Source organism: Peptoniphilus stercorisuis (assembly GCF_017874395.1).
Classification (GTDB): Bacteria; Bacillota; Clostridia; order Tissierellales; family Peptoniphilaceae; genus Anaerosphaera; species Anaerosphaera stercorisuis.
Genome location: NZ_JAGGLJ010000006.1, coordinates 16403 through 41365 on the forward strand (window position 1 = coordinate 16403; position 24963 = coordinate 41365).

General features: G+C 28.3%; 25 protein-coding genes. 9 read left to right on the forward strand and 16 right to left on the reverse strand.

Going from position 1 to position 24963, the window contains the following annotated elements:
- The first annotated feature begins 216 nt into the window (after positions 1 to 216).
- Complete coding sequence (murC, locus tag J2Z71_RS03840; protein WP_210060538.1) at positions 217 to 1599, forward strand: UDP-N-acetylmuramate--L-alanine ligase; 1383 nt, start codon at positions 217 to 219, stop codon at positions 1597 to 1599.
- A gap of 45 nt (positions 1600 to 1644) precedes the next feature.
- Here the strand turns inward: murC and J2Z71_RS03845 are convergent, their stop codons facing one another.
- The 11 genes from J2Z71_RS03845 to J2Z71_RS03895 form a co-directional block, all read right to left on the reverse strand.
- Complete coding sequence (locus J2Z71_RS03845; protein ID WP_210060539.1) at positions 1645 to 2196, reverse strand: DUF6648 family protein; 552 nt, start codon at positions 2194 to 2196, stop codon at positions 1645 to 1647.
- 129 nt (positions 2197 to 2325) lie between these two features.
- Positions 2326 to 2751 carry a hypothetical protein gene (locus J2Z71_RS03850; RefSeq protein WP_210060540.1) on the reverse strand — a complete coding sequence of 142 codons (426 nt, stop codon included), beginning with the start codon at positions 2749 to 2751 and terminating at the stop codon, positions 2326 to 2328.
- 1 nt (position 2752) lies between these two features.
- Positions 2753 to 3658 (reverse strand): tRNA modification radical SAM protein MnmL/YtqA, encoded by a 906-nt coding sequence (gene mnmL, locus J2Z71_RS03855; RefSeq protein ID WP_210060541.1) that lies wholly within the window; start codon positions 3656 to 3658, stop codon positions 2753 to 2755.
- On the reverse strand, positions 3655 to 4107 hold the full coding sequence (locus tag J2Z71_RS03860; RefSeq protein WP_210060542.1) for a peroxiredoxin: 453 nt from the start codon (positions 4105 to 4107) through the stop codon (positions 3655 to 3657). The genes mnmL and J2Z71_RS03860 overlap by 4 nt, the downstream gene beginning before the upstream one ends.
- A complete protein-coding gene (locus tag J2Z71_RS03865) occupies positions 4104 to 4487 on the reverse strand; it encodes a DUF1292 domain-containing protein (protein WP_210060543.1) in 384 nt (127 codons plus the stop codon). The genes J2Z71_RS03860 and J2Z71_RS03865 overlap by 4 nt, the downstream gene beginning before the upstream one ends.
- A gap of 16 nt (positions 4488 to 4503) precedes the next feature.
- Positions 4504 to 5955: an aminoacyl-histidine dipeptidase gene (locus tag J2Z71_RS03870; protein ID WP_210060544.1), complete on the reverse strand. Its 1452-nt coding sequence runs from the start codon at positions 5953 to 5955 to the stop codon at positions 4504 to 4506.
- 79 nt (positions 5956 to 6034) lie between these two features.
- Positions 6035 to 6508, reverse strand: coding sequence for a peptide-methionine (S)-S-oxide reductase MsrA (gene msrA / locus J2Z71_RS03875; RefSeq protein WP_210060545.1), 474 nt, complete (start codon positions 6506 to 6508; stop codon positions 6035 to 6037).
- A gap of 10 nt (positions 6509 to 6518) precedes the next feature.
- Positions 6519 to 7856 (reverse strand): GTP pyrophosphokinase, encoded by a 1338-nt coding sequence (locus tag J2Z71_RS03880; RefSeq protein WP_210060546.1) that lies wholly within the window; start codon positions 7854 to 7856, stop codon positions 6519 to 6521.
- A gap of 134 nt (positions 7857 to 7990) precedes the next feature.
- Positions 7991 to 8758, reverse strand: coding sequence for a peptidylprolyl isomerase (locus tag J2Z71_RS03885; RefSeq protein ID WP_210060547.1), 768 nt, complete (start codon positions 8756 to 8758; stop codon positions 7991 to 7993).
- Between the two features lie 51 nt (positions 8759 to 8809).
- Complete coding sequence (locus tag J2Z71_RS03890; protein WP_210060548.1) at positions 8810 to 9007, reverse strand: cold shock domain-containing protein; 198 nt, start codon at positions 9005 to 9007, stop codon at positions 8810 to 8812.
- A gap of 133 nt (positions 9008 to 9140) precedes the next feature.
- Positions 9141 to 9866 carry an acyl-[acyl-carrier-protein] thioesterase gene (locus tag J2Z71_RS03895; RefSeq protein ID WP_210060549.1) on the reverse strand — a complete coding sequence of 242 codons (726 nt, stop codon included), beginning with the start codon at positions 9864 to 9866 and terminating at the stop codon, positions 9141 to 9143.
- Positions 9867 to 10148: 282 nt separating this feature from the next.
- On the opposite strand from J2Z71_RS03895, the gene glmS reads away from it, so the two are divergent.
- Positions 10149 to 11975, forward strand: a complete 1827-nt coding sequence (gene glmS, locus J2Z71_RS03900; protein WP_210060550.1) for a glutamine--fructose-6-phosphate transaminase (isomerizing) — start codon at positions 10149 to 10151, stop codon at positions 11973 to 11975.
- Positions 11976 to 12003: 28 nt separating this feature from the next.
- On the opposite strand, the gene J2Z71_RS03905 is transcribed toward glmS, so the two are convergent.
- The 4 genes from J2Z71_RS03905 to J2Z71_RS03920 form a co-directional block, all read right to left on the reverse strand.
- Complete coding sequence (locus J2Z71_RS03905; protein WP_210060551.1) at positions 12004 to 12897, reverse strand: sensor histidine kinase; 894 nt, start codon at positions 12895 to 12897, stop codon at positions 12004 to 12006.
- Positions 12890 to 13726 (reverse strand): hypothetical protein, encoded by an 837-nt coding sequence (locus tag J2Z71_RS03910; protein WP_210060552.1) that lies wholly within the window; start codon positions 13724 to 13726, stop codon positions 12890 to 12892. Before J2Z71_RS03910 ends, J2Z71_RS03905 begins: the two co-directional genes overlap by 8 nt.
- Entirely contained in the window at positions 13726 to 14640 is a 915-nt protein-coding gene (locus tag J2Z71_RS03915) for an ABC transporter ATP-binding protein (protein ID WP_210060553.1), read from the reverse strand. Before J2Z71_RS03915 ends, J2Z71_RS03910 begins: the two co-directional genes overlap by 1 nt.
- A gap of 82 nt (positions 14641 to 14722) precedes the next feature.
- Entirely contained in the window at positions 14723 to 16123 is a 1401-nt protein-coding gene (locus tag J2Z71_RS03920) for a sigma-54 interaction domain-containing protein (protein ID WP_210060554.1), read from the reverse strand.
- Between the two features lie 330 nt (positions 16124 to 16453).
- Between J2Z71_RS03920 and J2Z71_RS03925 the strand changes: the two genes are divergently transcribed.
- From J2Z71_RS03925 to J2Z71_RS03950, 6 genes are read left to right on the forward strand one after another with little or no spacing between them, the layout of a single operon-like run.
- Complete coding sequence (locus J2Z71_RS03925) at positions 16454 to 17254, forward strand: enoyl-CoA hydratase-related protein (RefSeq protein ID WP_210060555.1); 801 nt, start codon at positions 16454 to 16456, stop codon at positions 17252 to 17254.
- A gap of 24 nt (positions 17255 to 17278) precedes the next feature.
- Entirely contained in the window at positions 17279 to 18601 is a 1323-nt protein-coding gene (locus tag J2Z71_RS03930; protein ID WP_210060556.1) for a GntP family permease, read from the forward strand.
- Positions 18602 to 18651: 50 nt separating this feature from the next.
- Positions 18652 to 19860, forward strand: a complete 1209-nt coding sequence (locus tag J2Z71_RS03935; protein ID WP_210060557.1) for a CaiB/BaiF CoA transferase family protein — start codon at positions 18652 to 18654, stop codon at positions 19858 to 19860.
- A 29-nt stretch (positions 19861 to 19889) separates the two neighbouring features.
- Positions 19890 to 21026: an acryloyl-CoA reductase gene (gene acrC / locus J2Z71_RS03940; protein WP_210060558.1), complete on the forward strand. Its 1137-nt coding sequence runs from the start codon at positions 19890 to 19892 to the stop codon at positions 21024 to 21026.
- A gap of 9 nt (positions 21027 to 21035) precedes the next feature.
- Positions 21036 to 21830, forward strand: a complete 795-nt coding sequence (locus tag J2Z71_RS03945; RefSeq protein ID WP_210060559.1) for an electron transfer flavoprotein subunit beta/FixA family protein — start codon at positions 21036 to 21038, stop codon at positions 21828 to 21830.
- 10 nt (positions 21831 to 21840) lie between these two features.
- Positions 21841 to 22884: an electron transfer flavoprotein subunit alpha/FixB family protein gene (locus tag J2Z71_RS03950; protein WP_210060560.1), complete on the forward strand. Its 1044-nt coding sequence runs from the start codon at positions 21841 to 21843 to the stop codon at positions 22882 to 22884.
- A 43-nt stretch (positions 22885 to 22927) separates the two neighbouring features.
- Here J2Z71_RS03950 and J2Z71_RS03955 read toward each other — a convergent pair whose 3' ends face one another.
- The gene (locus J2Z71_RS03955) at positions 22928 to 23608 is read right to left on the reverse strand and encodes a response regulator transcription factor (RefSeq protein ID WP_210060561.1); all 681 of its coding nucleotides are present in this window, start codon (positions 23606 to 23608) and stop codon (positions 22928 to 22930) included.
- 185 nt (positions 23609 to 23793) lie between these two features.
- Here J2Z71_RS03955 and J2Z71_RS03960 point away from each other — a divergent pair, with 185 nt between their 5' ends.
- A complete protein-coding gene (locus J2Z71_RS03960; RefSeq protein ID WP_210060562.1) occupies positions 23794 to 24930 on the forward strand; it encodes an aspartate-alanine antiporter-like transporter in 1137 nt (378 codons plus the stop codon).
- Positions 24931 to 24963: the final 33 nt, after the last annotated feature.

The following is a 24963-nucleotide window of genomic DNA, read 5'->3' on the forward strand; positions in this document are numbered from 1 at the left end:
AAGAGCTTAGTTATAAGTTTACAAAATTAGTACAAATACTAAATACTAACCTATAGTTATATCTTCCCTTTTTATAGCTAATAAAAACATTTTCCTAGTAAATTTTACAAATATTTCACTTTTAAATTTATTTTTTAACTTTTCCCTTTTTAATGTTATAATTACTATGTTAATTATTTTAGAGATTAATTGGTTTAATCTAGTTTGGAGGATAAAATGTTTGAATTTTTAATAGATGCACATAAATATAATCATATTCACTTTATTGGAATAGGCGGAATTTCTATGAGTGGTCTTGCTGAGATAATGATTTCTGAAGGATATACTGTATCAGGCAGTGATGCTAAAGACAGTATAATTATTGAAAGACTTAAAAAAAATGGTGCTAAAATTTACAATTTTCACTCAAAAGAAAATATAGAAGGTGCAGATCTTATTGTATATACAGATGCAATTAGCTTAGATAATGAAGAATTAAAAGCAGCAATTAAAGAAAAAATTGACATTATAGATAGAGCTTCACTTTTAGGAGCTTTAATGAAAAATTATAAAAACTCCATTGCTGTATCTGGTACTCATGGAAAGACTTCTACTACTTCTATGATTGCTGAGATTATAAAAGGATTAGATAGCAATCCAACTATTTTACTTGGTGGTCAACTTGATGATATAAATGGAAATGTAAAACTTGGAAATAAGGAACTATTTTTAACTGAAGCTTGTGAATATAAAGCAAATGTTTTAAAATACTATCCTACTACTGCTATTATTTTAAATATTGACGAAGATCATTTAGACTTTTTCGATAATATTGAACATATTATAAATACATTTAAAGGTTATGCTAATAATCTTACTAAAAATGATAAATTATTATTAAATATTGATGATGAAAATACTAGATCTCTTTTAGAAAGAAATAATTGTAATATTATAACTTTTGCTATTAATAATGATGCAAAATATATGGCTAAAAATCTAGATTTTTCAAATGATGGTTTCCCTTGTTATGATCTATTTATAGATAATGAGTTTAAAGGAAAAGTTGAGCTTTCTATAATGGGAGTTCATAATGTTTATAATTCACTTGCAGCTATTTCTGCTACTGTTGAAAATAATATATCAGTAGAAGATGCTCTAAAGGGAATTCATGAATATAAAGGAGTTCATAGAAGACTAGAGTTTAAAGGTATGTATGAAGACTCTATTATTATGGATGACTATGCTCACCATCCTACTGAAATTAAAGCTACTTTAAATGCCCTTAAAAAAGGTTGTAAGGGAAATCTATATTGTATTTTCCAACCACATACTTTTACAAGAACAAAATTATTACTAGATAGTTTTTCAAAATCCTTTGACGAAGCAGATGTAACTATTATTACTGATATATATGCTGCTCGTGAAAAAGATTATGGAGATATCCACTCTAAAACTTTATGTAATGCTCTTGTTAAAAATGGAAATAAAGCATGTTATATAGAAAACTTTGAAGATATTGTAAAATATTTAAAAGAAAATCTATCTAAAGATGATATCGCTGTAACTATGGGTGCAGGAGATGTATATACTATTGGAGAAATGCTTTTAAGTGAATAATTAAATACATTAAAAAAAAGAGGCTTAATCTAATAAGCCTCTTTTTTAATATCTTTCATTTATATATTCAGATATTAAAGATTCTCTTTTTTCTGGGTAAAACAATTGTTTTTGTTTTAAAATATCTAATAATTCTTCAGATTTAGAATGAAATATAGCTTCTTTTTTATCTTTTAAAACTATTTCATATAAACTATCTTCTAAAGCCTTTGAATCACAAGATATGAAATAGCATTCAATATTTTCAAATTTTTGAAATTTTAAAATATCCAAGGCACTTTCATCCTTATTATCATAATATTTATTTCCCAAGTTTAAATAGTAATTATAATATTTAGAGTGTTTTTTAGTATTTCTTACTTCCTTAGCAAGCATTCTATAATACTTTGCAAGTCCATTATAATATTGATAATTATACATTCCCTTTTCATAGGAATCTATTTTTATATAAGGTCTTGCATTTACTGATACAAAGTAATCATAATTATATTGTAAAAAATCTCTTTTACTTATATCTCCATTACTATATTTTTCTATTAAAAAGGATCTATGTCTCATAAAATCTTCAAAACTATCCTTTTTTTTAATTAAACCCACTATATAACACCCAATCTAATACATAAGTTGCAATACTATTGGAAGAACCATTAAAACTGCCATTGTAAAGGCAATAACTCTTACAAATTTCTCTTTATTATTTTTGTTACCCTTCATTTGTTCTCCTTATTATTGTGGAGTAACTTCAATAGCACTATCTTTTAATGAATTTGGCATATCTTCTAATAAATAATCCACATTAATATATATCTTTCTATTTTTAATTTCGTCTACTCTTTCAAGTTTATTTTTTATATATTCAAGTTCTTCTATATCTAAAGGTAATACCTTATAAATACCGTCAATATAAATTTTCTCTAAGTCATAATCCATTGCCATTAACCCACAGATAAATCCATAAAAAGCTTCAACATTATTTAATCTATAATCAGTTGCATTAATAAGTCTTACATTATAATCCAAACTAAATATATGATCGTCATCTACTTCAACAAAAGCAATATTTCCATTTCCTGATTTAATATCTTCATTAGCATTTTCAATTAACCATCTTGTTTTTCCTGCGCCTTTTGCTCCTAAAATATACTTAATCATTTTAATCAATCCTTTCGTTATATTGACCCTGATAGAGATTTTCCTCCTCCATTTTTGAAACTATATCATCTCTGATTTTCCACCAAGATGTATTCCAATTACAAAAAAGTGAATTCTCCTCAGGAGCTCTACCTATAATCCTTTGGACCACAACATCTTTATTTAAATGTTGTAAAAAAAGTATTACTCTTTCTTTGTATTCTTCCAAAGAAATGATTTCGATCTCGCTCTTTTTATACATTTGGGCAAGTTTTGTCCCTTCAACAATATATAATGCATGAAGTTTTACTTCCTCTATGCCCAGAGCGTTTAAAATGTGTGCTGTTTCTATTACATCATCTTCATTATCCCATGGTAAATTTAAAATTATATGTGCACAAACTCGAAGTCCTCTTTTATGAGCCCTTATTGAGGCATCTATAAATTCTGCTAAGCCATGTCCTCTGTTTATTTTTTTCAAAGTATGATAATTTGCACTTTGAAGTCCTACTTCTAGTGTAATCATTCTACTTTTATTTATTTCTTCTAGAAAATCTAAATACTTATCCTCTAGACAATCTGGTCTTGTAGATATTGATATTCCAACAATATCATCTATTAAACATTCATTGATATTGTCTTTGAATTTATCAAAGTCCAAATAAGTATTAGTAAAGTTTTGAAAGTATGCAATATATTTATTAGCTTTGTATCTTTTTTTAATTTTTTCTTGATCTTTTAATAATTGCTCGCTAATACTTCCCTCATTATTTTCAAAACTTCCACCTTCTTCTCCACAGAAGATACAGCCACCAACTCCACATGTCCCATCTCTATTAGGACATGTGAGGTTTAGTTTTATTGGCAGTTTATAAACTTTTTCCCCAAAAGTTTCAACTAAAAATTTTGAATATTCCCTATAAATCATAAACTTTTTATATACTCTAAGACTTCCTCTGCGTGATTAGATGGCTTTACATCTCTAAATTCCTTTATAAGATTTCCATCTTTATCAAAAACAAAAGTACTTCTTATTGTTTTGATTACATCTTTTCCATACATCTTAGCTGCTTTTAAAACTTCATACTGTTTATGAACAGCTCTTTCTGGATCAGCTAATAAATCAAAGGGTATATTCTCCTTTTCTTTAAATCTTAAATGACTTTTTATTGTATCTTTACTAATTCCCACAACTTCAGCATCTAATTTTTCAAACTCTAAATACTTTTCTGAAAATTCATTTGCCTCTATTGTGCATCCCTTAGTGTTATCTCTTGGATAAAAGTATAGTACTAAATATTTCCCCTTAAAATCTTCAAGACTTACAATCTTGCCATTTGTTGATTCTAGTTGAAAATTAGTATTCAATTCTATCACTCTTCCTCCATAAAAAGTTCTTCAAATTCATTGCTAACTTTTTCAAATGTTGCATCATCTTCTATTACTTTAAGATCTATTTCTTCTTCATTTATTTCTTCAAATTCATATAAGAATACTTCATCTCCATCTGCTTCATTTGATGGAAGAAGTGCCATATATGATTTTTCTTCAAAATCAAAAGTTCCAATTACTATACATTCAAGTTCTGAATCATCATCAAGTGTTAATACAATTGTATCAAATTCTTCACTTTCATGGTCATGTCCGCATCCACATTCATGGTCGTGGTCATGGTTGTGATCATGTCCACATCCACATTCGTGATTGTGATTGTGTTCGTGATTGTTTCCGCATCCGCAAGTTTTTTCGTTTTCCATATTTTTTCCCCTTTTTCTATTTACAATTTTTTAATATTTCAAGCACTAATTCATAAACATTCTTAGTAGATTCTATCTCTAAAGCTTCTCCTGGAGCATGTGGGCCTGTTATATTAGGTCCTATTGATATCATATCAATATCTCCAATTGTTTCTTTAAATAATCCACATTCAAGTCCTGCATGAATTGCTTCTAGTTTTAACTCTTCCTTAAATAAGTCCTTATAAGATTTCATTGTTATATTTCTTATTTCAGACTCATCTTTAAACTCCCATGCAGGATAACTACTTTGTACTGTAAATTCAGCACCACATAATTCTGCACAAATTTTGTTTCTATCTGCAATTTCTTGTTTTAAAGAAGAAAGTTCAGATCTACTATTTGATAAAATTTTAATTTCATTTTCATAGTTTTCTATAACGCCAACATTAACAGAGCTTCCAACTAAGCCTTCTACATTATGACTCATAGTTTGTACTCCATTTGGCAATATATTTAATAAATATATTATATTTTCTTTTAGTTCATCTTTTAGAGCTTTTTTCTCTTCTTTAGAGTTTTCAAAATTTAATCTTACATCAGGATCTATTTTTCCAAGTTCACGAACAAATTCTCTATTGAGTTCTATTACTAATTTTTGAATATCAAGTTTATCTTTTTCATCTATCGCAATAGTTGCTCTTGAATATCTTGGAATAGCATTTGGTTTTGCTCCTCCTTCAATTTCAATTAAATCTATATCAAACTCAGAAATAAATCTATAAAGACTTCTTGCTAATAATTTATTTGCATTTGCAAGGCCCTTAGTTATTTCTTGTCCTGAGTGTCCACCCTTTAGTCCAGTTATAGTTAGTTCAAAAAATTCTCTATCTTCTTTTATTTCTTTAAATTCTTTTTTAAAAGTGATGTAGTCTCTTTCTCCACCTGCACAGGCTATACAAGCTACCCCTTCACTTTCAGAGTCAATATTTAGAAGTCTTTTCCCTTTAAGCATTGAACCATCTAGGTTTCTTGCACCACTCATTCCATTTTCTTCATTTGAAGTTATTAACACTTCAAGAGGTGGATGAGATATTTCATCTGATTCTAAAATTGCTAGAGCCATTGCAACTGCAATTCCATTATCTGCACCTAAAGTTGTTTCATGAGCTATTATTTTATTTCCTTCTACAACAAAATCAATTGGATCAGTATCAAAATTAATTTCTGATTCAGGAGTTTTTTCACAAACCATATCCATGTGACCTTGGATAATTAAAGTTTCTGAATTCTCATATCCCTTTGTACCTTGTTTTTTTATAATTATATTGTCATGCTCATCTCTTATACACTCTAAATTATATTTATTAGCAAACTCTTCTAAAAAACTTGCTATTTTATCCTCTTTAAGTGAACATCTTGGTATTTTTGTTATTTCTTCGAAGTAATAAAATACCCTTTTTGGTTCTAAATTGTTTAGCTTTCCCATTTTATTCCTCCTTATATTGGCTGTCAATACTATTATACTCTAATATAAAATATTCTTCTATTATATATTAGCTTTTCTATTAGTCTAATTTTATATGACAGTATCCATCAGGATTCTTTTTTAAATACTTTTGATGATATTCTTCTGCTTCATAGAAATTATTTAAAATACTTACTTCCGTAACAATTCTTTTACTATATTTTTCTTTTATGCAGTTTATATAATTCATTATAATTTGTCTATCTTCACTATTAATATAAAAAATCCCTGTTCTATATTGAGTTCCTATATCATTTCCCTGTCTATTTAATTCAGTAGGATCGATAATACTAAAAAATTTAAGTAAAATTTCTTTTAAACTTAATTCATCTTCATTATATATTATCTTTACTGTCTCAATTGCATTAGTTTCTCCACTACAGACCTTTTCATAACTTGGATTTTCTACATTAGAATTAGCATATCCCACTTCTGTATTAAGGACTCCATTAATTCTTGAAAAATATTCTTCTACTCCCCAAAAACATCCTCCAGCAAGATAAATTTCTTTCATAGAATCACCACTATTCTTTAAGTTTTTCATTCATTTTTTCAGCTACATCTTCAATTTCTAAATGTTTATTTGTTGATGCAAAAACTTCTTCAAAGTCACTTTTTAGCCTTCTTAAAGAATGGCCTAGTATATAGTCAATGGAACAATTTTTACTAAAATTATCTGCAATCATTCCAAGTACTTCTTCTTCTAGCCAGACAATCTCTTCTGTTGTGTATTTATGTTCTTCTGATATATCAAAAAATACTAAAGAGTACTTATATCTTAAGAAGTATAAAAACTCCTCAAAGCTTTCTGATTTACTTCCACCTTCTATTTGAAATATTATTTTAAAGAATAAATTCCAAGCAAAATCTTTATTTATTACCTCTAAAATACTTTTTCCAACAGATCTTGTAAATTCATCGCAATATTTTGGTTCTCTATCAAATTCTAAGTATTCTTCTAAATTTAAATCACATTCTGAAATATTATTTACACTATTTATAAGGTCTACAAAGTTTTCTCCATAGGATATTTCTTTTTCCTTAACAGATTTCATATATAAATAATCAACAATTATATCTGTTGTATTTTTAAAATTAAATACAAATCCAAGTTCCTCTTTTACCTTATTACTAAATACATCATGTATTATTTTAGAAAGTAATACTTTTAATTGAACTTTTGCTGATACAACTGCAGATGCATCTAGACTTGATACATGATCATATAAAATCATAAGCTGTCTATCTATCATAGATAAATTATCTTTAATAGAATTCATTATATCCTTGAAAAATCCTTCCGTTATCATATAATTATAGTTTTTGTATAAAATCTTGTGGTCAATTTCACCCCAAAAAACATTTACCATTGATTTAATTTGTAATTCAAAATTAAAACTATTTTTCCCATAATTATATACTCCATCAATTTTATAAATTTCAAAACCATTTTTTTGGACCTGTGGCTGTTTATCACTTAATTTAAGTTTCATTGATGGGTAGGCCTCACATGTATAGTATCCATCTTCATTCTTTACATTAAAAAATTCTACAATTTTATTGTAGATATGTTCCTCATCTTTAATAAATCGGCATTCAATTCTAACGCCAATTAAATCTGACAAATTACCAAAAACATGCTCTGGTTCTTCGTACTTTATATAAAAATTGTTTTTTATCATTTTTTCACGTAAGCTTTTTTCAGACTTAACTCTATATACTATGTTTAAAAAGGATTCGTCATTTGAAAATTGTTCTTTTAAAGTTCTTTGGATCTTATCTCCAATTTCATTTAAAATATCATCATAACTTTCTAATAACTGCAAAGTCTCTTCAACAAAGTTGAATAACTCTAATCTCATAAACTTCCCTCCTCTTATATTATTATACCCATAGATTTTCATTTTTTCTATTTATATTCAATTTTAATATGTGAAATTTTCATCTTTATTGTATATGTAGTTATTTATATAAAAAAACACGCCTAGGCGTGTTTTTAGTTTTCTTTATTTTCTTCGTTTAAAACTTTAACTTCGTATTTTCCGTGAAGTTCTTGAATTTTATCCATGTAAGCAGTTTGTTCTTTAACTTTAAGAACTTCTCTTCTTACATCAGCTAATACATCACTTAAAGTATTTTTCTTTCCTTCAATATGATCATTTAACTTAATGATATGATATCCAAAATCTGTTTTTACAGGTTTAGAAATTTCTCCAACTTCCATTGCAAAAGCAGCTTCTTCAAATTCTGGAACCATTTGTCCTTTTCCGAAAGCTCCTAGTTCTCCACCATTTGCTTTTGAAGGACATGTAGAAAATTCTTCAGCAAGTTCTGTGAATTCTGCTCCACCTTGAATTTTATCATAAATTTCATTAGCTTTTTCTTCATCTTCTACTAGAATATGACTTGCATCAACTTGTCCTGGCACATCAAATTCTTCTGCATGAGCATTGTAGAATTCTTCTAATTCTTTATCACTTATTTCTATTTCTTCAAGCATTTTTCTAATAGCATAAGTTTTTAGAAGATTTTCTTTAGAAATTTCTAATGCTTTTTTAAATTCTTCATCTTCTTCAAATTTCTTTTCTTTAGCATCAATAAATAATAATTTTTGGAAGATTAATTCTTCTAATAATTCTTGATTATGTTCTCCATTCATAAAGAATTGAGCTATTTGTGGATCAAGTGATTGCATAAATCTATTTAAATCTTCTGAAGTAATTTCTTCTCCGTTTACTAAAGCTAGTACTTTTTCGTTTTCCATTTTTCCTCCTAATAATTAAAAAGGCAGCTTATAAAAGCTGCCCTATTTTTCTTATAGAATAATAATGTTTTCTGCTTGAGGTCCTTTTTCTTTTTCAACAACGTCGAATTCAACGCCTTGACCTTCTTCAAGTGTTTTAAAACCATCTTTTTGAATTTGTGAGAAGTGAGCAAAAACATCTTTACCATCTTCTGTTGTTATAAATCCAAAACCTTTTTCACCATTAAACCATTTAACTGTACCTTTCATTTTGTACCTCCTTAATTCTACTTCAATCCTTTGCAAAATGTAGAGATACTAAATTAATAATAAAGCTCAGTTTCATTTTCAAATTCATAAAGTGTAAATATAATCTTTAATTATAATAACACTTATTCTTAAATTAATCAAGCTTTCTTTTCCAAATACTTTTCGCAGCTGCATTTAATTCTCTTGTTGAAATTTCAGTATATAGACAATTTTTTTCAGATTTTAAACTTTTAATGCAAACTTTTTCAAAATCAGTTATTTCCTTATGATATATGATATTAATACTTTTAAGTTTATAATTTCTTCTAAATTCTTCTGGCATTGAATTTACAATCCAATCTACATATACTGCATTATTAACATGATTATTTACATCAATATTTTCTTCTTGTACCTTTAGATTATTTTCTGAAAACAGTTCTCCCTTTACTTTAAATCTTTCAATATTTTCAAAGTTTCTCTTTTTTTCTACTCCAAATCTCTTTGCAACTTCTTCTGGTATTCTAATAGGCTTCTTCTTATTTATATCTACTATTAAAAATACTACACTTGCAGATATTATTTTTTCATTTCTTTCATTAAATACTTCAAATTCTCTAAAAGCATTTAGTCTTATAAAGTCAGATGCCCAAGTTACAATTCTTATTTTTTCATTTTCTCTTGGAATATCTTCAAAATCAACTCTCCATTTATAAATCATCCAAGTATATCCAAGTTCTATTAGGTCTTCTGATGTTGCATTTAATTCCTTACTCTGTTCATTAGAAGTATCTATCATTAGTGTAAATAAATTTTTGTATGTTATTTTTCCATCTATACATAAAGATTTATCTACTGTAATAGTTTTTTCATATTTCACATTCTCATATCCCATCTATAATTTATAATTTTATATTATTTTAACATATAATTGTAAAGTTTACATATATACTAAATTGTGCTAAAATCTACCTACGAGACAAAAATTAACTAGCGCCAGGGCCCATTTTATGGGTTGACGAGGATTGAAGCTATCGAAATTTTCGGCGGATACTTCAAAGGTTCACAACCTTAGCATTTCTACAAAAGTTACAAGTAATTGTATAACAAAGGAAATGAAGTGAGTCTCTAAAAATTAAATATATTTTTTGGAGGTATTATTATGTGTGGAATTGTAGGATATTGCGGTAGATTAAATGCACAAGATGTAGTTATTAATGGCCTTGAAAAGCTAGAGTATAGAGGTTATGACTCTGCTGGTATTTCTATTTTAGAAAATAGTTCTTTAAGAACTAAGAAAAAAGCAGGCAGACTTATTAATCTTGAAAATGCTCTTAAAGATGATCCTTTTAAGGGAAATATTGGTATAGGTCATACTAGATGGGCTACTCATGGTGTTCCAAATGAAACCAATGCTCATCCCCATTTAAATACAAATGGAACTATTTCTGTAGTTCATAATGGTATTATTGAAAACTATCTTGATTTAAAAGAATTTTTAATCTCAGAAGGTTATACTTTTAAATCTGAAACAGATACTGAAGTTGTAGCACAACTTATTGATTATTATTATGAAGATGATCTTTTTACTGCAGTTACTAAAGCTATTTCAAAATTAAAGGGAGCTTATGCTCTTGGAATAGTTTCTGAAAATGAACCAGATAAACTTATTGCTGTTCGTCATGCATCTCCATTAGTACTTGGAGTTTCAGATGAACTTGGAACTTTTATAGCTTCAGATATTCCTTCATTACTAGAATATACAAGAGATGTTATTTATCTTGATAATGGAGAAATAGTAGTTGCTGATAAAGATTCTTATACTATTTATAATGAAAATCTTGAAGAAGTTGAAAAAGAAATTTCTAAAATAACATGGAGTTTAGAAGCTGCTACTAAAGATGGCTTTGAACACTTTATGATAAAAGAAATCTTTGAACAACCTCGTGCTATTGAAGAAGCAATATTAAATAAAATGAAAGATGATGAAATAAATCTTTCAACTGGTACTTTTACAAAAGAAGAATTAAATGAAATAAATCAAATATATATTGTTGCTTGTGGTACTGCATATCATGCAGGACAAGTTGGAAAATTTGCATTTGAACAATTTGCACATATTCCAGTTACTACAGATATTGCATCTGAGTTTAGATATAATTCTCCTTTTATTGATGACAAAACACTTTTAATTTTAGTTAGTCAATCTGGAGAAACAGCAGATACACTTGCAGCACTTCGTGAAGGTAAAAAGCATGGAGCTAAAACTATTTCTATTACAAATGTTGTAGGATCTTCCATAGCAAGAGAAACAGATAAGGTATTATATTGCTATGCTGGACCTGAAATTTCTGTAGCTTCTACAAAAGCTTATACAACTCAACTTATTGCATTATATTTCTTAGCTCTTGATTTTGCTAAAAAACTTAATAAAATAAGCGACGAAGAAATTAAAAATATCATTAATGAAATTAAAGAATTACCAAATAAAATAAATTCAATGCTAAAAGATTTAGATATCTATAAAAATATTGCAGAAGAAATTAAAGACTCACAATCTATTTTCTATTTAGGACGTGGACTTGATTTTATATCTGCTAAAGAAGGAGCTTTAAAGCTAAAAGAAACTTCTTATATTCATACTGAATCTTTCCCAGCTGGAGAACTTAAGCATGGATCTATTGCATTAATTGAAGATGGTACAAAAGTATTTACTATAGCAACTCAATCAAAACTTGTTGAAAAGACAGCGTCTAACTCTCAAGAACTTACTTCTCGTGGAGCTCATGTTTATTCAATAGGTAGAGTTGGAGATACTTTACTTGAAAAATCAGCTGATAAAGTTATTTATGTTCCTAATTCACTTGATGTTTTAATGCCTGTTTTAACAGTTGTTCCAGAACAATTAATAGCATACTTTACATCTGTTGCAAAGGGCAATGATGTAGATAAGCCAAGAAACTTAGCAAAATCAGTAACAGTTGAATAAAATTAAATAATATAAAAAATACCTATGCTCATTGCATAGGTATTTTTATTTCTAAATAAAATCTATTTTCTTTAATATATATATTTCTATTATAATTTAATTTATCTAAACTTGCATCTACTATAGAAAGCCCTATTCCTGTTGAAGATTTTCTAGATTTATCTAATACAGTTGATCTTTCAAATAAAAAATTATAATCTCCATCAATTGTATTTTCTATATCATTTGAAAAAATAATTCTAATATCACTATCTTTAATAATTTCTATTTTATTATTTCCCTTTGAATACTTAATCATATTATCTAAAATATTGTAAATTATAGTAGATAACATTTTTGATGATGTAAATATCTCTATATTTTCATCAGGTGATAAAACTTCTAAAGATTCACCTCTATCTAAAAAAGTATCATAATACTCAAATGTTATAGAATATATAAGTTCTTTTAAATCAATATAGTTTTTTTCTACTTCCCCTTCAATATTTAAAATCAAAGATAATTCATAGAATTTTTCTATTAATTCATTTAAATACTTAGCTTTATTCTCAGAAATATCTACATATCTTTTTATTTTTTCTAAATCTTCTTCCTTTTCTATTAAGGAAAGATATCCTAAGACAGCTGTAAGAGGAGTTCTTAAATCATGGGAGAGATTTGCCATAAGCTCCCTGTATTTACTTAAAATTTCATTTCTTTCTAATTTTAAATCATTATTTTTCTCAATTAGACTTTGAAAATCCATAGCGATATTTTTAAGATCTTCATTACTATAATTTTTCATTTTAGTAATACTTCCATATTCACTTTTCTTCTTATATATATATCTAAAATCCTTTATATCTTTTTTAAGTTTTATATAATTTATTAAAAAATATAAAAGAAGCCCTAATAAAAGGGCCATAATAACATAATTAATCAAGATTTCTCCTATTCATAATAACAATTGTAATTCCAATAACTACTAATGCTAGTATAGCATTAATTGTAAGTTGTGGTATTAAACTATTTACAAATTCTTTTTCTAATATAAAAGGTCCATCTCCTGTACCTATTATTGAAAAGGCATTAGAAGATATTTTACTAAATACTCCACTTGGACTAAAAGATGCTATTCCTGCAATTATATACTTTAATCTTCCTGAAAACATTGAAATATATCTTAGTAGTGAGTGAATTTTTATTCCAAATAATATAAATAATATTGTAACTAAAAACTCATTTTTTACTACAAAATATATTAAAAGTAGTATTGATAATATTGAAATTAGAGGAATTATTTCAAGACCTATATTTAAAAGAAAGAATTTAACTATTTCAGTACAATAACTATTCCATCCAAATAAGAAATATACTATTGTAAAATGTAATAGCATTGATACAAATAATACTATAATAGCTACAACAAAAGACACTATAAATTTTGAAATAACTATTTTACTTCTAGATATTCCGGATTCAACCACTCTTAAATAAGCTCTTTCTTTTCTTTCATCACCCATTACAAAAGCACCTACAAAAAGCACCATCCAATTTGCAGCACTTAATGCCATAGATGTTCCTATCATTATTGCAATTGATGGAATTCCACCCTTTGGTGTAGAATTTGGCGAAATAGGTCCATTTACTGAAACTCCTTGATTTATAAGAATATTACCACCTATTACAATTGCAAAAATTATCAATAAACTTATTAAATTTCCAGTTTTAGTAAAAACTCTCTTAAACTCAGCTTTTAAATATCTATCCATTATTTATTACCTCCCATAAGCTCAATATAATAATCTTCAAGAGAATTTTCCTTATTAGAAATTGATTTAGGATAAATATCATGTGATGCAAGTTTTCTTTGAATATCTATAATATTTATATCATTATAAATTTCTATTTCTCCATCTGATAAAACTTTATAGTCAGTAATTTTTAATTCTTCTTCAAGTATAGCTATTACTTTACTTGAATCTTCATTTTCTACAATAAGTTTAATACACATCTTACTTCTTTCTTTTAATTCTTCAGATGTAAGCTCATCTACCATATGACCATCTTTAATAAATCCAACTCTTGTAGCAATTAAAGATAATTCATTTAAAATATGAGATGAAATAATAATTGTAGTATTCCATTCTTTATTTATTTTTAGAATAAAGTTTCTAAGCTCTATAATTCCTGTTGGATCAAGTCCATTTATTGGTTCATCTAGTATTAATATTTTCGGCCTATTAATCATAGATGCAACAAGGCCTAGCCTTTGTCTCATTCCTGTTGAATAGCCTTTTACTTTTTTGTTTAAAGCATTATCTATTTTAAATTCTTTTGCCAAATCTTCTATTTCACTATCATAATTAATTCCCTTTAAATCACATTGATATTTTAAGTTTTTCTTACCTGTCATATAGGAATAAAAACCAGGATTTTCAACTAAAAAGCCCATCTCTTCTCTTACTTTATTATGATTATCTCCATTTTCTGAAAGTATTATTACCTCTCCACTACTTTCTTTAATATGACCTGCAAGAATTTTTAATAAAGTTGACTTTCCTGCTCCATTTGCACCTACAAGTCCATAAATATCTCCATCATATAAATTAAAATCAAGGTCATTTAAAGCTTTTATATTTCCAAAAGTTTTTGTAATACTTTTACATTCAATTAATTTTTCCATTATACTCCCCCTCGTTAAATAAATTATTACAAATGAACCTTTATAATTTATAAAGAGAATATTAAGAAAATCTAAAGAATTATTACATTCTAAATTTCTCCACATCTATACTATGCTTTTCAATTTTTTTATAAAATAGACTTCTGTGTATTCCTGCAATTTTAGAAGCATCTTTAATATTTCCAGATGTCTTTTCTAAATATTTTTCTATTAAACTCTTATCAAAATTATCAATAGCATTGTGATAATTCATCTTTAAATTAAAATCATCATTGTTTTTTACAGTATAATCAACAATTCTTGATGGAAGATCTCTAAGCCTTATTTCTTTATCATTACAAACTGCATAGGCACTTTTAATAATATTATCAAGCTCTCTTACATTCCCAGGCCAACAATAGGAATAAAAACATACCTTTACCTCATCAGAAAGTTCAACATCTTTTCTATATTCTTTATTTAAAGACTCTAAAAAAAACTCTGATAATATCAATATATCATCTCTTCTTTGTCTTAGTGGAATCATCTCAAGATTTACTACATTTATACGATAAAATAAATCCTCTCTAAAACTTCCATCAAGTACCATTTCATATAAATTTTTTCTTGTAGCTGATATTAACCTTATATCTATTGGTATAGACTTTGTACTTCCTAAAGGATCTAAACTTTTTTCTTCTAATACTCTTAAAAGTTTTGCTTGCATCGGAAGTGGCATATCACCTATTTCATCTAAAAATAAAGTTCCTTTATTTGCAAGTTCAAACTTACCCTTTTTACCAGCTTTTTTTGCTCCTGTAAAAGCTCCACCTTCATATCCAAATAATTCAGATTCTAATAATTCATTGGGAATTGCTGCACAATTTATGCTAATCATTGGATAGTCGCATCTATTACTACTGTTATGTATGGCTCTTGCAAAAACTTCTTTTCCAGTTCCTGTTTCTCCTGTTAATAATACTGAAAAATGAGTTTTTGAAATTTGAGTCGCTCTTTCCTTTTGTCTTTCAAAAACAGGATCATTTCCTATTACATTGTCAAATCCTGATGAACTTCCCTGTAAACTTTGATACTGTTCTTTATAGTAACTTAGCGTTGAATATTGATCTAATAATTTTTTTGTTACATCTAATGTTGCAAGTTTAAATTTAACCTGAGCTACTCCTGCAATTATATTTCCATCTTTATCCTCTACATAAGACCTACTTACTATAACTGATTTTTCTAATGTAGTTCCTTTATTATATACATGAATTGCACCTTCATCAGTATATTTTTTATCCATAATATCAATCATCTTTGAGTTTGGAATATATTGCAATATACTTTTTCCAATTGCCTCTTTTTTAGTGGTTTTTAAAAATTCACAATATTTTTCATTGATATCTAATATAATTCCATCCTTATCAACTAATATAAAACCATCATCAGACATATCTAGTACTTTTTGAAAAACGTTTTTATACCAATTCTCTCCTGACATATAAATACCTCCTTTTAACTATTATATATTTTTTTAAGTATATCAGATTTTCATTTTTGAGACAATCATTAAATTTATAATACTCACAAATATTGCATTTAAGCATTCTTATCATATTATTATCTTTTTTGAGATATATTCTTTAATTTGAGACAATTTTAAAGCTTTTATTTTATATTTTTAGAAAACATTCTCATAGAATAGACATTCTATCTTTTTTCAAAACTTGGCATGATTTTTGCAACTAATATAAGTGGGTTGTTAGTTTTATATTTGTTAGAATTATAACAATAATTCTATTTAATTTATTATTTAAAAGGAGATATTTACATGAAAGAAAAATTTAATCTTGATTCACTAGAAAATATCAAGATAAACAAGGATGGTTCCATTTTAACAATTACAATGGATAGACCTAAAGCTATGAATGCTTTAAACAACGATACTCTTACTGAGTTAAAAGAAATTTTCGACTATGCAAAAGCTGATGATTCTATTTTGGGGATAATCATCACTGGAAATGGTAAAGCTTTTGTTGCTGGGGCTGATATTTCACAAATGAAAGACTATGGTAGTGAAGATGGAAGAAAATATGCAAACTTTGCTCAAAGTGTCTTTAATGATATTGAATCTATTGAAAAACCAGTAATAGCTGCAATTAATGGCTATGCTCTTGGTGGAGGATGCGAACTTTCTATGTCTTGCGATATTAGAATTGCATCTACAAAAGCTGTTTTCGGACAACCAGAAGTAAATCTTGGAGTTATACCTTGTTTTGGAGGAACTCAAAGATTATCAAGACTTATTGGTGTTGCTCGTGCTAAAGAATTAATTTATACAGCAAGACTTATAAAAGCTGAAGAAGCTTTAAATTATGGTCTAGTAACTTCTGTAGTTGAAGAAGATTTATTATTAGAAGAAGCAAATAAAATAATGAATACTATTCTTGAAAAAGCACCAATTGCTATTAAATATAGTAAAGTTGCAATTAATACAGGTATAAACTTAGATCTTAAAAATGCTCTAGAACTTGAAAAAGATTTAGCTGCACTTTCCTTTGGAACAGAAGATAAAACAGAAGGCATGAATGCTTTTTTAGAAAAAAGATCTGCTAATTTTAAAAACAAATAAAATAAATTTATAGGGGGATATTTTATGGATACATCGGTTATTATTAGCATTATAGGCATTCTTGTAGCTATGTTTTTCCTAGTTAAACTTGTTATGGATGGAGTTAATATTTTTCTAATAGCTTTCATCTGTACAGCTATAGTTGCATTAACAGGAAAAATAAATCTATATGAAGCCTACACTGAAAGCTATCTTACGGGATTTGTAGGATTTTTAAAATCAAACTTCTTTGTATTTTTAACTGGAACTTTCTTAGGAAAAGCCATGGAAATTACAAATGGAGCAAAAGCTATTTCTCAACTTTTAGTTAATAAATTAGGAAATAAAAAAGCAATTATTGCTATACCAATTGCCTGTGGAATTTTAGGTTATGGTGGAGTTAGTGCTTTTGTTATTAGTTTTGCAGTATTCCCTATTGCTCTTCAAGTATTTAAAGAAGCAGATCTACCAAGAAATTATATTCCTGGAGCTCTTTGCTTTGGATGTTCAACATTTGCTATGGTTGCACCAGGCGCTCCTCAAATTCATAATGCAATCGTTGCTAGAGCTTTAGGAACAGATATTATGGCTGGAGCTGTTAATGGATTTATAGCTTGTGCTTTCATGCTAGTTCTTGGTTCTTTTTGGCTTTTTAAAATGATAGAAAAAGAAAAAGCAAATGGAGCTCATTTCGTAGCTAAAGAAGGAGATGTTTTTTCTTCTGATGATGAAAACTTACCAAATGGATTTATCGCTTTAATCCCATTAATAATTACTGTACTTCTAATAAATATAAAAATAAATGGAGAAAATCTTGTTCACTTAGAAACAGGACTACTTATTGGAACAATTTTAACTATACTTTTAATGAACAAATTTGTAGATAAAAAAGAACTTACTGAAGATCTTGGAGTTGCAATTAAAAGTAGTGTTTTCTCAATTACTAATACATGTGCTGTTGTAGGTTTTGGAAGCGTTGTTCAAGCTTCTTTAGCTTTTCCTGTTGTTGTAAGCGCTATGACAAGTATCCCAGGACCACCTGCAAGTGGTGTTGCTGTTGGAACAATGGTTATAGCTGGAATCTGTGGATCTGCCTCTGGCGGACTTGGAATTGCTGCTCCACTTTTAGGACCAGTATTTTTAGCTAAAGGACTTTCTGCTGGAGCAATAATGCGTATTATGGCAATTGCATCATCATCACTAGATTCATTACCACATAATGGATATATCGTTACTGTTACTAATGGAATTTGTAACGAAACTCATAAAGATGCTTATGGCACAGTATTTAAATTAACTGTAATAGTTCCAATTCTTGCTACTATTTTATCAGTTATATTATTTACACTAATGCCAAACCTACCTTAAGTTAAAGTAAAAATTACTATTATAAAAGTGAAATAAAGGAGAATTTACTTATGAATAAACCACTAGAAGGCGTAAAAGTTATAGATTTAACATATTTTGTTGCAGGTCCTGGTACAGCAAGAATTCTTGCTGACTGGGGTGCAGATGTTATAAAAGTTGAACCAAGTTTTGGAGATCCTGGACGTAAAACAGGAGCAACTATGAATATGCCTGTTATAGATGATGAAATAAATCCATTTTATAGTGTTTATAACTGTAATAAAAAAGGCCTTTCAATTAACCTAAAAGAAGAAAAAGGTCTTGAAATAATGGATGAACTTTTAAAAGATGCAAATGTATTTTTATCAAGTTATAGAACAGGTGCTTTAAATAGACTTGGACTTGATTATGAAACTCTATCTAAAAAACACCCACATTTAATTTGGGCTCAAATAAATGGATTTGGAGATTATGGTCCAGCAAAAGATAATCCTGGATTTGACACTGTTGCTTTCTGGGCAAGAAGTGGAGCTATGATAGATACTGCTGAAAAAGGAACAACAATAAACCCACCTATTGGATTTGGAGATGCTACTACTTCATGTAGTTTAGCTGGTGGTATATGTGCTGCTTTATATGAGCAACAAAAAACTGGAAAAGGCCAAAAAGTTATGGTTTCACTATTTTCTCAAGCAATTTGGAATCTAAGTGCACTTGTAGCTTCTACACAATATGGAGATGAGTATCCAAAAACAAGAAAAAACGCTATATCTCCTGTTATAAATTCTTATAGATGTAAAGATGACAAATGGATTTTCCTAAGCATCTTAGAACATGAAAGATATTACAATGATCTTTGTGATGTAATAGATAGACCTGATTTAAAAGATCACCTAGACTTCTCTACTACTACAAAAGGTAAAGAAAATGCAAGAGAGCTTATTTCTATAATTGATGAAGGATTTAGTAAATACACTCAAGAAGAAATGGTTCAAAAACTTACAGAAAAAGATATTGCTCATGAAAGAATTCAACATGTTAAGGAAGTTTTAGAAGATCCTCAAGCTCTTGAAAATAACTATATCTATGAAGTTGAAAATAGAGATAAATCAAAAACACTTATGGCAATGACTCCAGTTAAGTTCAATAATATTGAAGTTAATTTAAATAATGATGCTCCTACTGTTGGAGAACACAATGATGAAATTCTAGCTAATTTAGGATATTCAGAAGAAGATATTGCAAAGCTATATGAATCTGGAGTATTAGCGAAAAATTAATATTATTTTTTCAAATTAAGGAGGAAAAAATGAAAATAACATTTAATCAAGCTGAAGAAAAAATACGTGAAGTTGCACGTGAATTTAGTGAAAAAGAAATAGCGCCATTAGCTGAAGAACTTGACAAAGAAGCTAGATATCCTGAAGAAAGCTTTCAAAAAATGGTTAAGCTTGGATTTACAGGAATTGGTGTACCTGAAGAATATGGCGGATCTGGTGGAAATGAAATTGTAAAATGTATTGTAGTAGAAGAAATTGCTAAAAAATGTGCATCTACTGCTGGAATACTATCAATTCACGGAATATTTGGACAAGCTATATTACGTTTTGGTACTGAAGAACAAAAACAACAATACTTACCTGAAGTTACATCTGGTGGAAAACACGGTGCTTTTGCTCTTACTGAACCTAATGCTGGTTCTGATGCTGGTGCTGTAAAAACACATGCTTTTAAAAATGGCGATAACTATATTATTAATGGTACTAAATGTTTCATTACAGGTGGAGCTAATGCTGATTATGTACTTGTATTTGCTCTAACTGATCCTTCTAAAGGTCTTAAAGGAATGAGTGCTATTATAGTTCCTAAGAATACTCCTGGATTTAAAATTGGAAAAACTGAAGACAAAATGGGAATTCGTGCTTCAGAAACTTCTGAATTAATTTTTGATAACTGTAAAGTTCCTACTACAAATCTAGTTGGTAAAGAAGGCCAAGGATTTAAAATCGCTATGATTATGCTTGATGGAGCTAGAATCGGTGTTGCAGCTCAAGCTCTTGGAATCGCTAAAGGCGCTATTGATGAAAGTGTAAAATACATGCATGAAAGAGTTCAATTCGGAAAACCAATTGCAGCTTTACAAGGACTTCAATGGTATATTGCTGATATGGCTACAAAAACTGAAGCTTCAAAATGGTTAATATATAGAGCAGCAAGTCTTAAAGACGAAGGACAACCATATAGTACAGAAGCTGCTATGGCAAAATTAAATGCATCAGAAAACGCAAGAATTGTAACTAATTTAGCTCTACAAATTCATGGTGGATATGGATATATGAAGGACTACCCACTTGAAAGAATGTGTAGAGATGCTAAGATAACAGAAATTTATGAAGGAACTTCTGAAATTCATAAAGTTGTTATTGCAAGAGCTGTAATTGGATAGGAGGAAAATATGAATATCATTGTATGTTTAAAACAAGTACCTGATACTAATGAAGTAAAAATAAATCAAGAAACAGGAACATTAATCCGTGATGGAGTTCCAAGTATAATAAATCCTGATGATAGAAATGCACTAGAAGCAGCACTTCAATTAAAGGATAAAGAAAATGCAAAAGTAACTGTTTTAAGTATGGGACCTATGCAAGCTAAAGAAGCTTTAAAAGAAGCTTTAAGTATGGGTGCAGACGAAGCTTACTTAGTTAGTGATAGAAAATTTGGTGGATCTGATACATGGGCAACAGCTACAATATTAGCTGCAGCAATTGAAACTATTGGAGACTATGATATTGTATTTTGTGGAAGACAAGCTATAGACGGAGATACAGCTCAAGTAGGACCTGAAATAGCAGAATTCTTAGACCTTGCTCAAGTAACTTATGTTAAAGATATAAAAGTTAAAAACGAAAAAACTTTAGAAGTTAGTCGTTTTACTGAATATGGCGATTATATATATGAAGTTAAAACACCAGTTGTTTTAACAGCTATTAAAGAATTAAACGAACCAAGATACCCTACTATTAAAGGTCTTTTAAAATACTTCACAGAAGAAGATAATATTAAAACATTAACTTTTGATGACTTAAAAGTAGATGAAACACAAATTGGTTTAAAGGGATCTCCTACTAATGTTAAACGCTCTTTTGTTCCAGTTAAAAATAAAACATCAGAGATTTTAGAAGGCGATACAGTAAAAGACATAACTAACCTATTAGTAATGAAACTTTCTGAAGTAAATTTAATATAAGGAGAACAAAATGAATAGAAAAAAAGTTAACCAAAATATAAATTTAAACGACTATAATGATGTTTGGGTTATTGCTGAACAAATTAAAGGCGAAATACATCCAGTAACTATTGAATTACTTGGAGAAGGTAGAAAACTTGCTGATTCAATAAATAAAGAATTAGTTGCTGTTGTTGCAGGACATGATTTAAAAGAATCTGCTGAAAAACTTCAACACTATGGAGCAGATAAAGTTTATTATATAGAAGATCCTCTTTTAAAAGATTACACTACTGATGGATATAAAGAAGTTATCTCAAGACTTATTGATGAAAGAAAACCAGAAATAGTTTTAATTGGAGCAACTTCTATTGGTAGAGATTTAGGACCTAGACTTGCAGCAAGTGTTGGAACTGGACTTACTGCAGACTGTACAAAACTAGAAATAGATGAAGAAGATGGAAAACTACTTCAAACAAGACCAGCATTTGGCGGAAACTTAATGGCTACTATAATATGCCCTAAAAACAGACCTCAAATGTCAACAGTTCGTCCTGGAGTTATGGCTAAAGCAAAATATAGCGATGAAAAAACTGCAGAAATGGAAATTATAAACCCTAATTTAAAAGAAGAAGAAATTAGAACTAAATTAATCAAAACTGAAAATCTTGGTAAAAAAAGAGTAAATCTTATAGATGCTAAAATAATTGTAGCTGGAGGAAGAGGCCTTAAAGAAAAAGAAGGCTTTGAACTTGTTGAAAAACTTGCTTATGCTCTTAAAGGAGAAGTTGGTTCTTCAAGAGCTGCTGTTGATGCAGGTTGGATTGAACACCCTCACCAAGTTGGACAAACAGGTACTACAGTTCATCCTGACCTATATATAGCTTGTGGTATATCTGGAGCTATTCAACATCAAGCAGGTATGCAAGATGCAAAATATATAGTTGCAATAAATAAAGATCCAAGTGCTCCTATTTTTGATATTTGTGACTATGGTATTGTTGCTGATTTATATGATGTAATACCAAATCTATTAGAATCAATTCACGAAAAAGACTTTTTAGACCTAGTATAAAATTAAAACCTCACACTAAAAAAGCTGTCAATTTGACAGCTTTTTATTTTAATCTATATCCCATTCCCCATATTGTTTCAATATGATCATTTTCACTATGTTTTTTAAGTTTATTTCTAAGATTACTCATATGAGCATTAATAGTATCTGCATCATAAATATAATCATCATTCCAAACATTTTTATAAATAGTTTCTTTAGAATAAATTCTATTTGGATTTTTCATAAGTAATTTTATTATTTCATATTCAATAGGAGTTAATTTAAGAGCATTTCCTGATACCATTACAAGTTTTTCCTCTTCATTAAGTTCAATATCCTTATAATTTAGTATTTGTTTTTCCTCTATCTCAGATCCAAAATCTCTATACCTTCTAATATTAGCTTCAACTCTTACTAATACATCATCAATGTCAAAAGGCTTTTGAATAAAATCATCTGCGCCCATTTTAAGAACATCTATTTTTGTTTTTTTATCAGACTTTGCACTTATTACAATAATTGCAATTTTACTATTCTTTCTTATTTCTTCAATTACATCTTCTCCAGTCATATTAGGCATCATAAGATCTAATAAGACCAAATCAAACTCTTTCATTTTCAAAAGAAGTAATGCTTCTCTACCAGTATAAGCACTATCAGTTTCATATCCATTGTTTTTTAAAATCTCTGACAATAGATTATTTATATCCATATCATCTTCTACAATTAAAATTTTTCTCATCTAATCACCTATTTTTATTATATATTAAATAAATTATTTTTTGTTAAATTATTATATAAAATATTGTTTGATTAATCTATATAATTTTAGTAAACTATTATAGTGATAATGTTTTTCATTTATACTTGCTTAAGTTTTATAAATTTTGAGTATAAATAAAATACAAAAATCAAAAGGGGAAAAAGATGAATATTTTTAATGATGTAATGGTTATATTTTTTATATTAGCCTTAGGTTACATTTTAGGTAGAATTCCTTTTTTAGGAATTAAACTTGGAACTTCCGGTGTTCTTTTAGTAGCTATTGTTATGGGACATTTTGGATATGAAGTTGCAGGAATTGTAGGACAAATAGGACTTGTACTTTTCTTATCTTGCGTAGGACTTGTAGCTGGACCTATGTTTGTAAAAAATTTAAAAAGCAATATTTTAGCTTTTATTTTAACATCAATATCAGTAGTAATCTCTGCTGGTGTATTAATTGCAATTGTAGTTAAGTTTTTTGATATTTCATTACCATTAGCACTAGGTCTTTCAGCAGGCGCTTTAACATCAACTGCTTCTCTTGCAGCAACAATAGAAGCAACAGGATCTAGCATCGCAAGTGTTGGATATGGTATTACTTATATTTTTGGTGTAGTTGGAGTTATACTATTTGTTCAAATTTTACCAAAAATTATGAAAGTTAATATTGATGATGAAAATGCAAAACTAGTTTCTAAAGATGAAGATAAAAGCAGTGCTAGTCTTGTTAAATATTTAATTAATATAGATGCTTCTGGTATATTCGTAATTTCACTTGCAGTTGTTATAGGAGTTTTAATAGGTTCTATTTCTATACCTTTAGGACCAAATATTAAATTTTCTCTTGGAAATTCAGGAGGATCTCTAATAGCAGGTCTAATACTTGGACATTTTGGTCATATTGGAAAAATCTCTTTAAAAGCTCCAAAGACTACATTAAATCCTATTCGTGATTTAGGAATTTCATTATTTCTAATACAAAATGGAGCTAAAGCAGGAACTGGATTTGTAGAAGTACTTGCAGACCAAGGAATAAAACTATTTGTAATAGGTATTATTATGACACTTGTTGCTGTTAGCTTTGCTTTTATAATATCAAGATATCTATTTAAAATGCCTTTATTTGCAGCACTAGGAGCGACTACAGGAGCAATGACATCAGCTCCATCACTAAGTGCTCTAATAGCTGCTACTAATAATAATGACAATGTAACTGCTTTTTATGCAGCTTGTCAACCAATAGCAACTATTGCACTTGTATTATTGCCACAAATAATGGTTTCAATACTTGGAAATTAAAAAAAAGCTACTTTATAAAGTAGCTTTTTTTAT

Bases quoted from the DNA above. Each gene is read 5' to 3' on its own strand.
- J2Z71_RS03960 (WP_210060562.1), top strand. From the start codon at position 23,794: ATGAATATTTTTAATGATGTAATGGTTATATTTTTTATATTAGCCTTA.
- J2Z71_RS03915 (WP_210060553.1), bottom strand. From the start codon at position 14,640: ATGGAAAAATTAATTGAATGTAAAAGTATTACAAAAACTTTTGGAAAT.
- J2Z71_RS03920 (WP_210060554.1), bottom strand. From the start codon at position 16,123: ATGTCAGGAGAGAATTGGTATAAAAACGTTTTTCAAAAAGTACTAGAT.
- mnmL (WP_210060541.1), bottom strand. From the start codon at position 3,658: ATGATTTATAGGGAATATTCAAAATTTTTAGTTGAAACTTTTGGGGAA.
- msrA (WP_210060545.1), bottom strand. From the start codon at position 6,508: ATGAAAGAAATTTATCTTGCTGGAGGATGTTTTTGGGGAGTAGAAGAA.
- J2Z71_RS03865 (WP_210060543.1), bottom strand. From the start codon at position 4,487: ATGGAAAACGAAAAAACTTGCGGATGCGGAAACAATCACGAACACAAT.
- murC (WP_210060538.1), top strand. From the start codon at position 217: ATGTTTGAATTTTTAATAGATGCACATAAATATAATCATATTCACTTT.
- J2Z71_RS03950 (WP_210060560.1), top strand. From the start codon at position 21,841: ATGAATAGAAAAAAAGTTAACCAAAATATAAATTTAAACGACTATAAT.
- J2Z71_RS03955 (WP_210060561.1), bottom strand. From the start codon at position 23,608: ATGAGAAAAATTTTAATTGTAGAAGATGATATGGATATAAATAATCTA.
- J2Z71_RS03935 (WP_210060557.1), top strand. From the start codon at position 18,652: ATGAATAAACCACTAGAAGGCGTAAAAGTTATAGATTTAACATATTTT.
- J2Z71_RS03885 (WP_210060547.1), bottom strand. From the start codon at position 8,758: ATGGAAAACGAAAAAGTACTAGCTTTAGTAAACGGAGAAGAAATTACT.
- glmS (WP_210060550.1), top strand. From the start codon at position 10,149: ATGTGTGGAATTGTAGGATATTGCGGTAGATTAAATGCACAAGATGTA.
- J2Z71_RS03925 (WP_210060555.1), top strand. From the start codon at position 16,454: ATGAAAGAAAAATTTAATCTTGATTCACTAGAAAATATCAAGATAAAC.
- acrC (WP_210060558.1), top strand. From the start codon at position 19,890: ATGAAAATAACATTTAATCAAGCTGAAGAAAAAATACGTGAAGTTGCA.
- J2Z71_RS03945 (WP_210060559.1), top strand. From the start codon at position 21,036: ATGAATATCATTGTATGTTTAAAACAAGTACCTGATACTAATGAAGTA.
- J2Z71_RS03890 (WP_210060548.1), bottom strand. From the start codon at position 9,007: ATGAAAGGTACAGTTAAATGGTTTAATGGTGAAAAAGGTTTTGGATTT.
- J2Z71_RS03910 (WP_210060552.1), bottom strand. From the start codon at position 13,726: ATGGATAGATATTTAAAAGCTGAGTTTAAGAGAGTTTTTACTAAAACT.
- J2Z71_RS03930 (WP_210060556.1), top strand. From the start codon at position 17,279: ATGGATACATCGGTTATTATTAGCATTATAGGCATTCTTGTAGCTATG.
- J2Z71_RS03850 (WP_210060540.1), bottom strand. From the start codon at position 2,751: ATGATTAAGTATATTTTAGGAGCAAAAGGCGCAGGAAAAACAAGATGG.
- J2Z71_RS03870 (WP_210060544.1), bottom strand. From the start codon at position 5,955: ATGGGAAAGCTAAACAATTTAGAACCAAAAAGGGTATTTTATTACTTC.
- J2Z71_RS03880 (WP_210060546.1), bottom strand. From the start codon at position 7,856: ATGAGATTAGAGTTATTCAACTTTGTTGAAGAGACTTTGCAGTTATTA.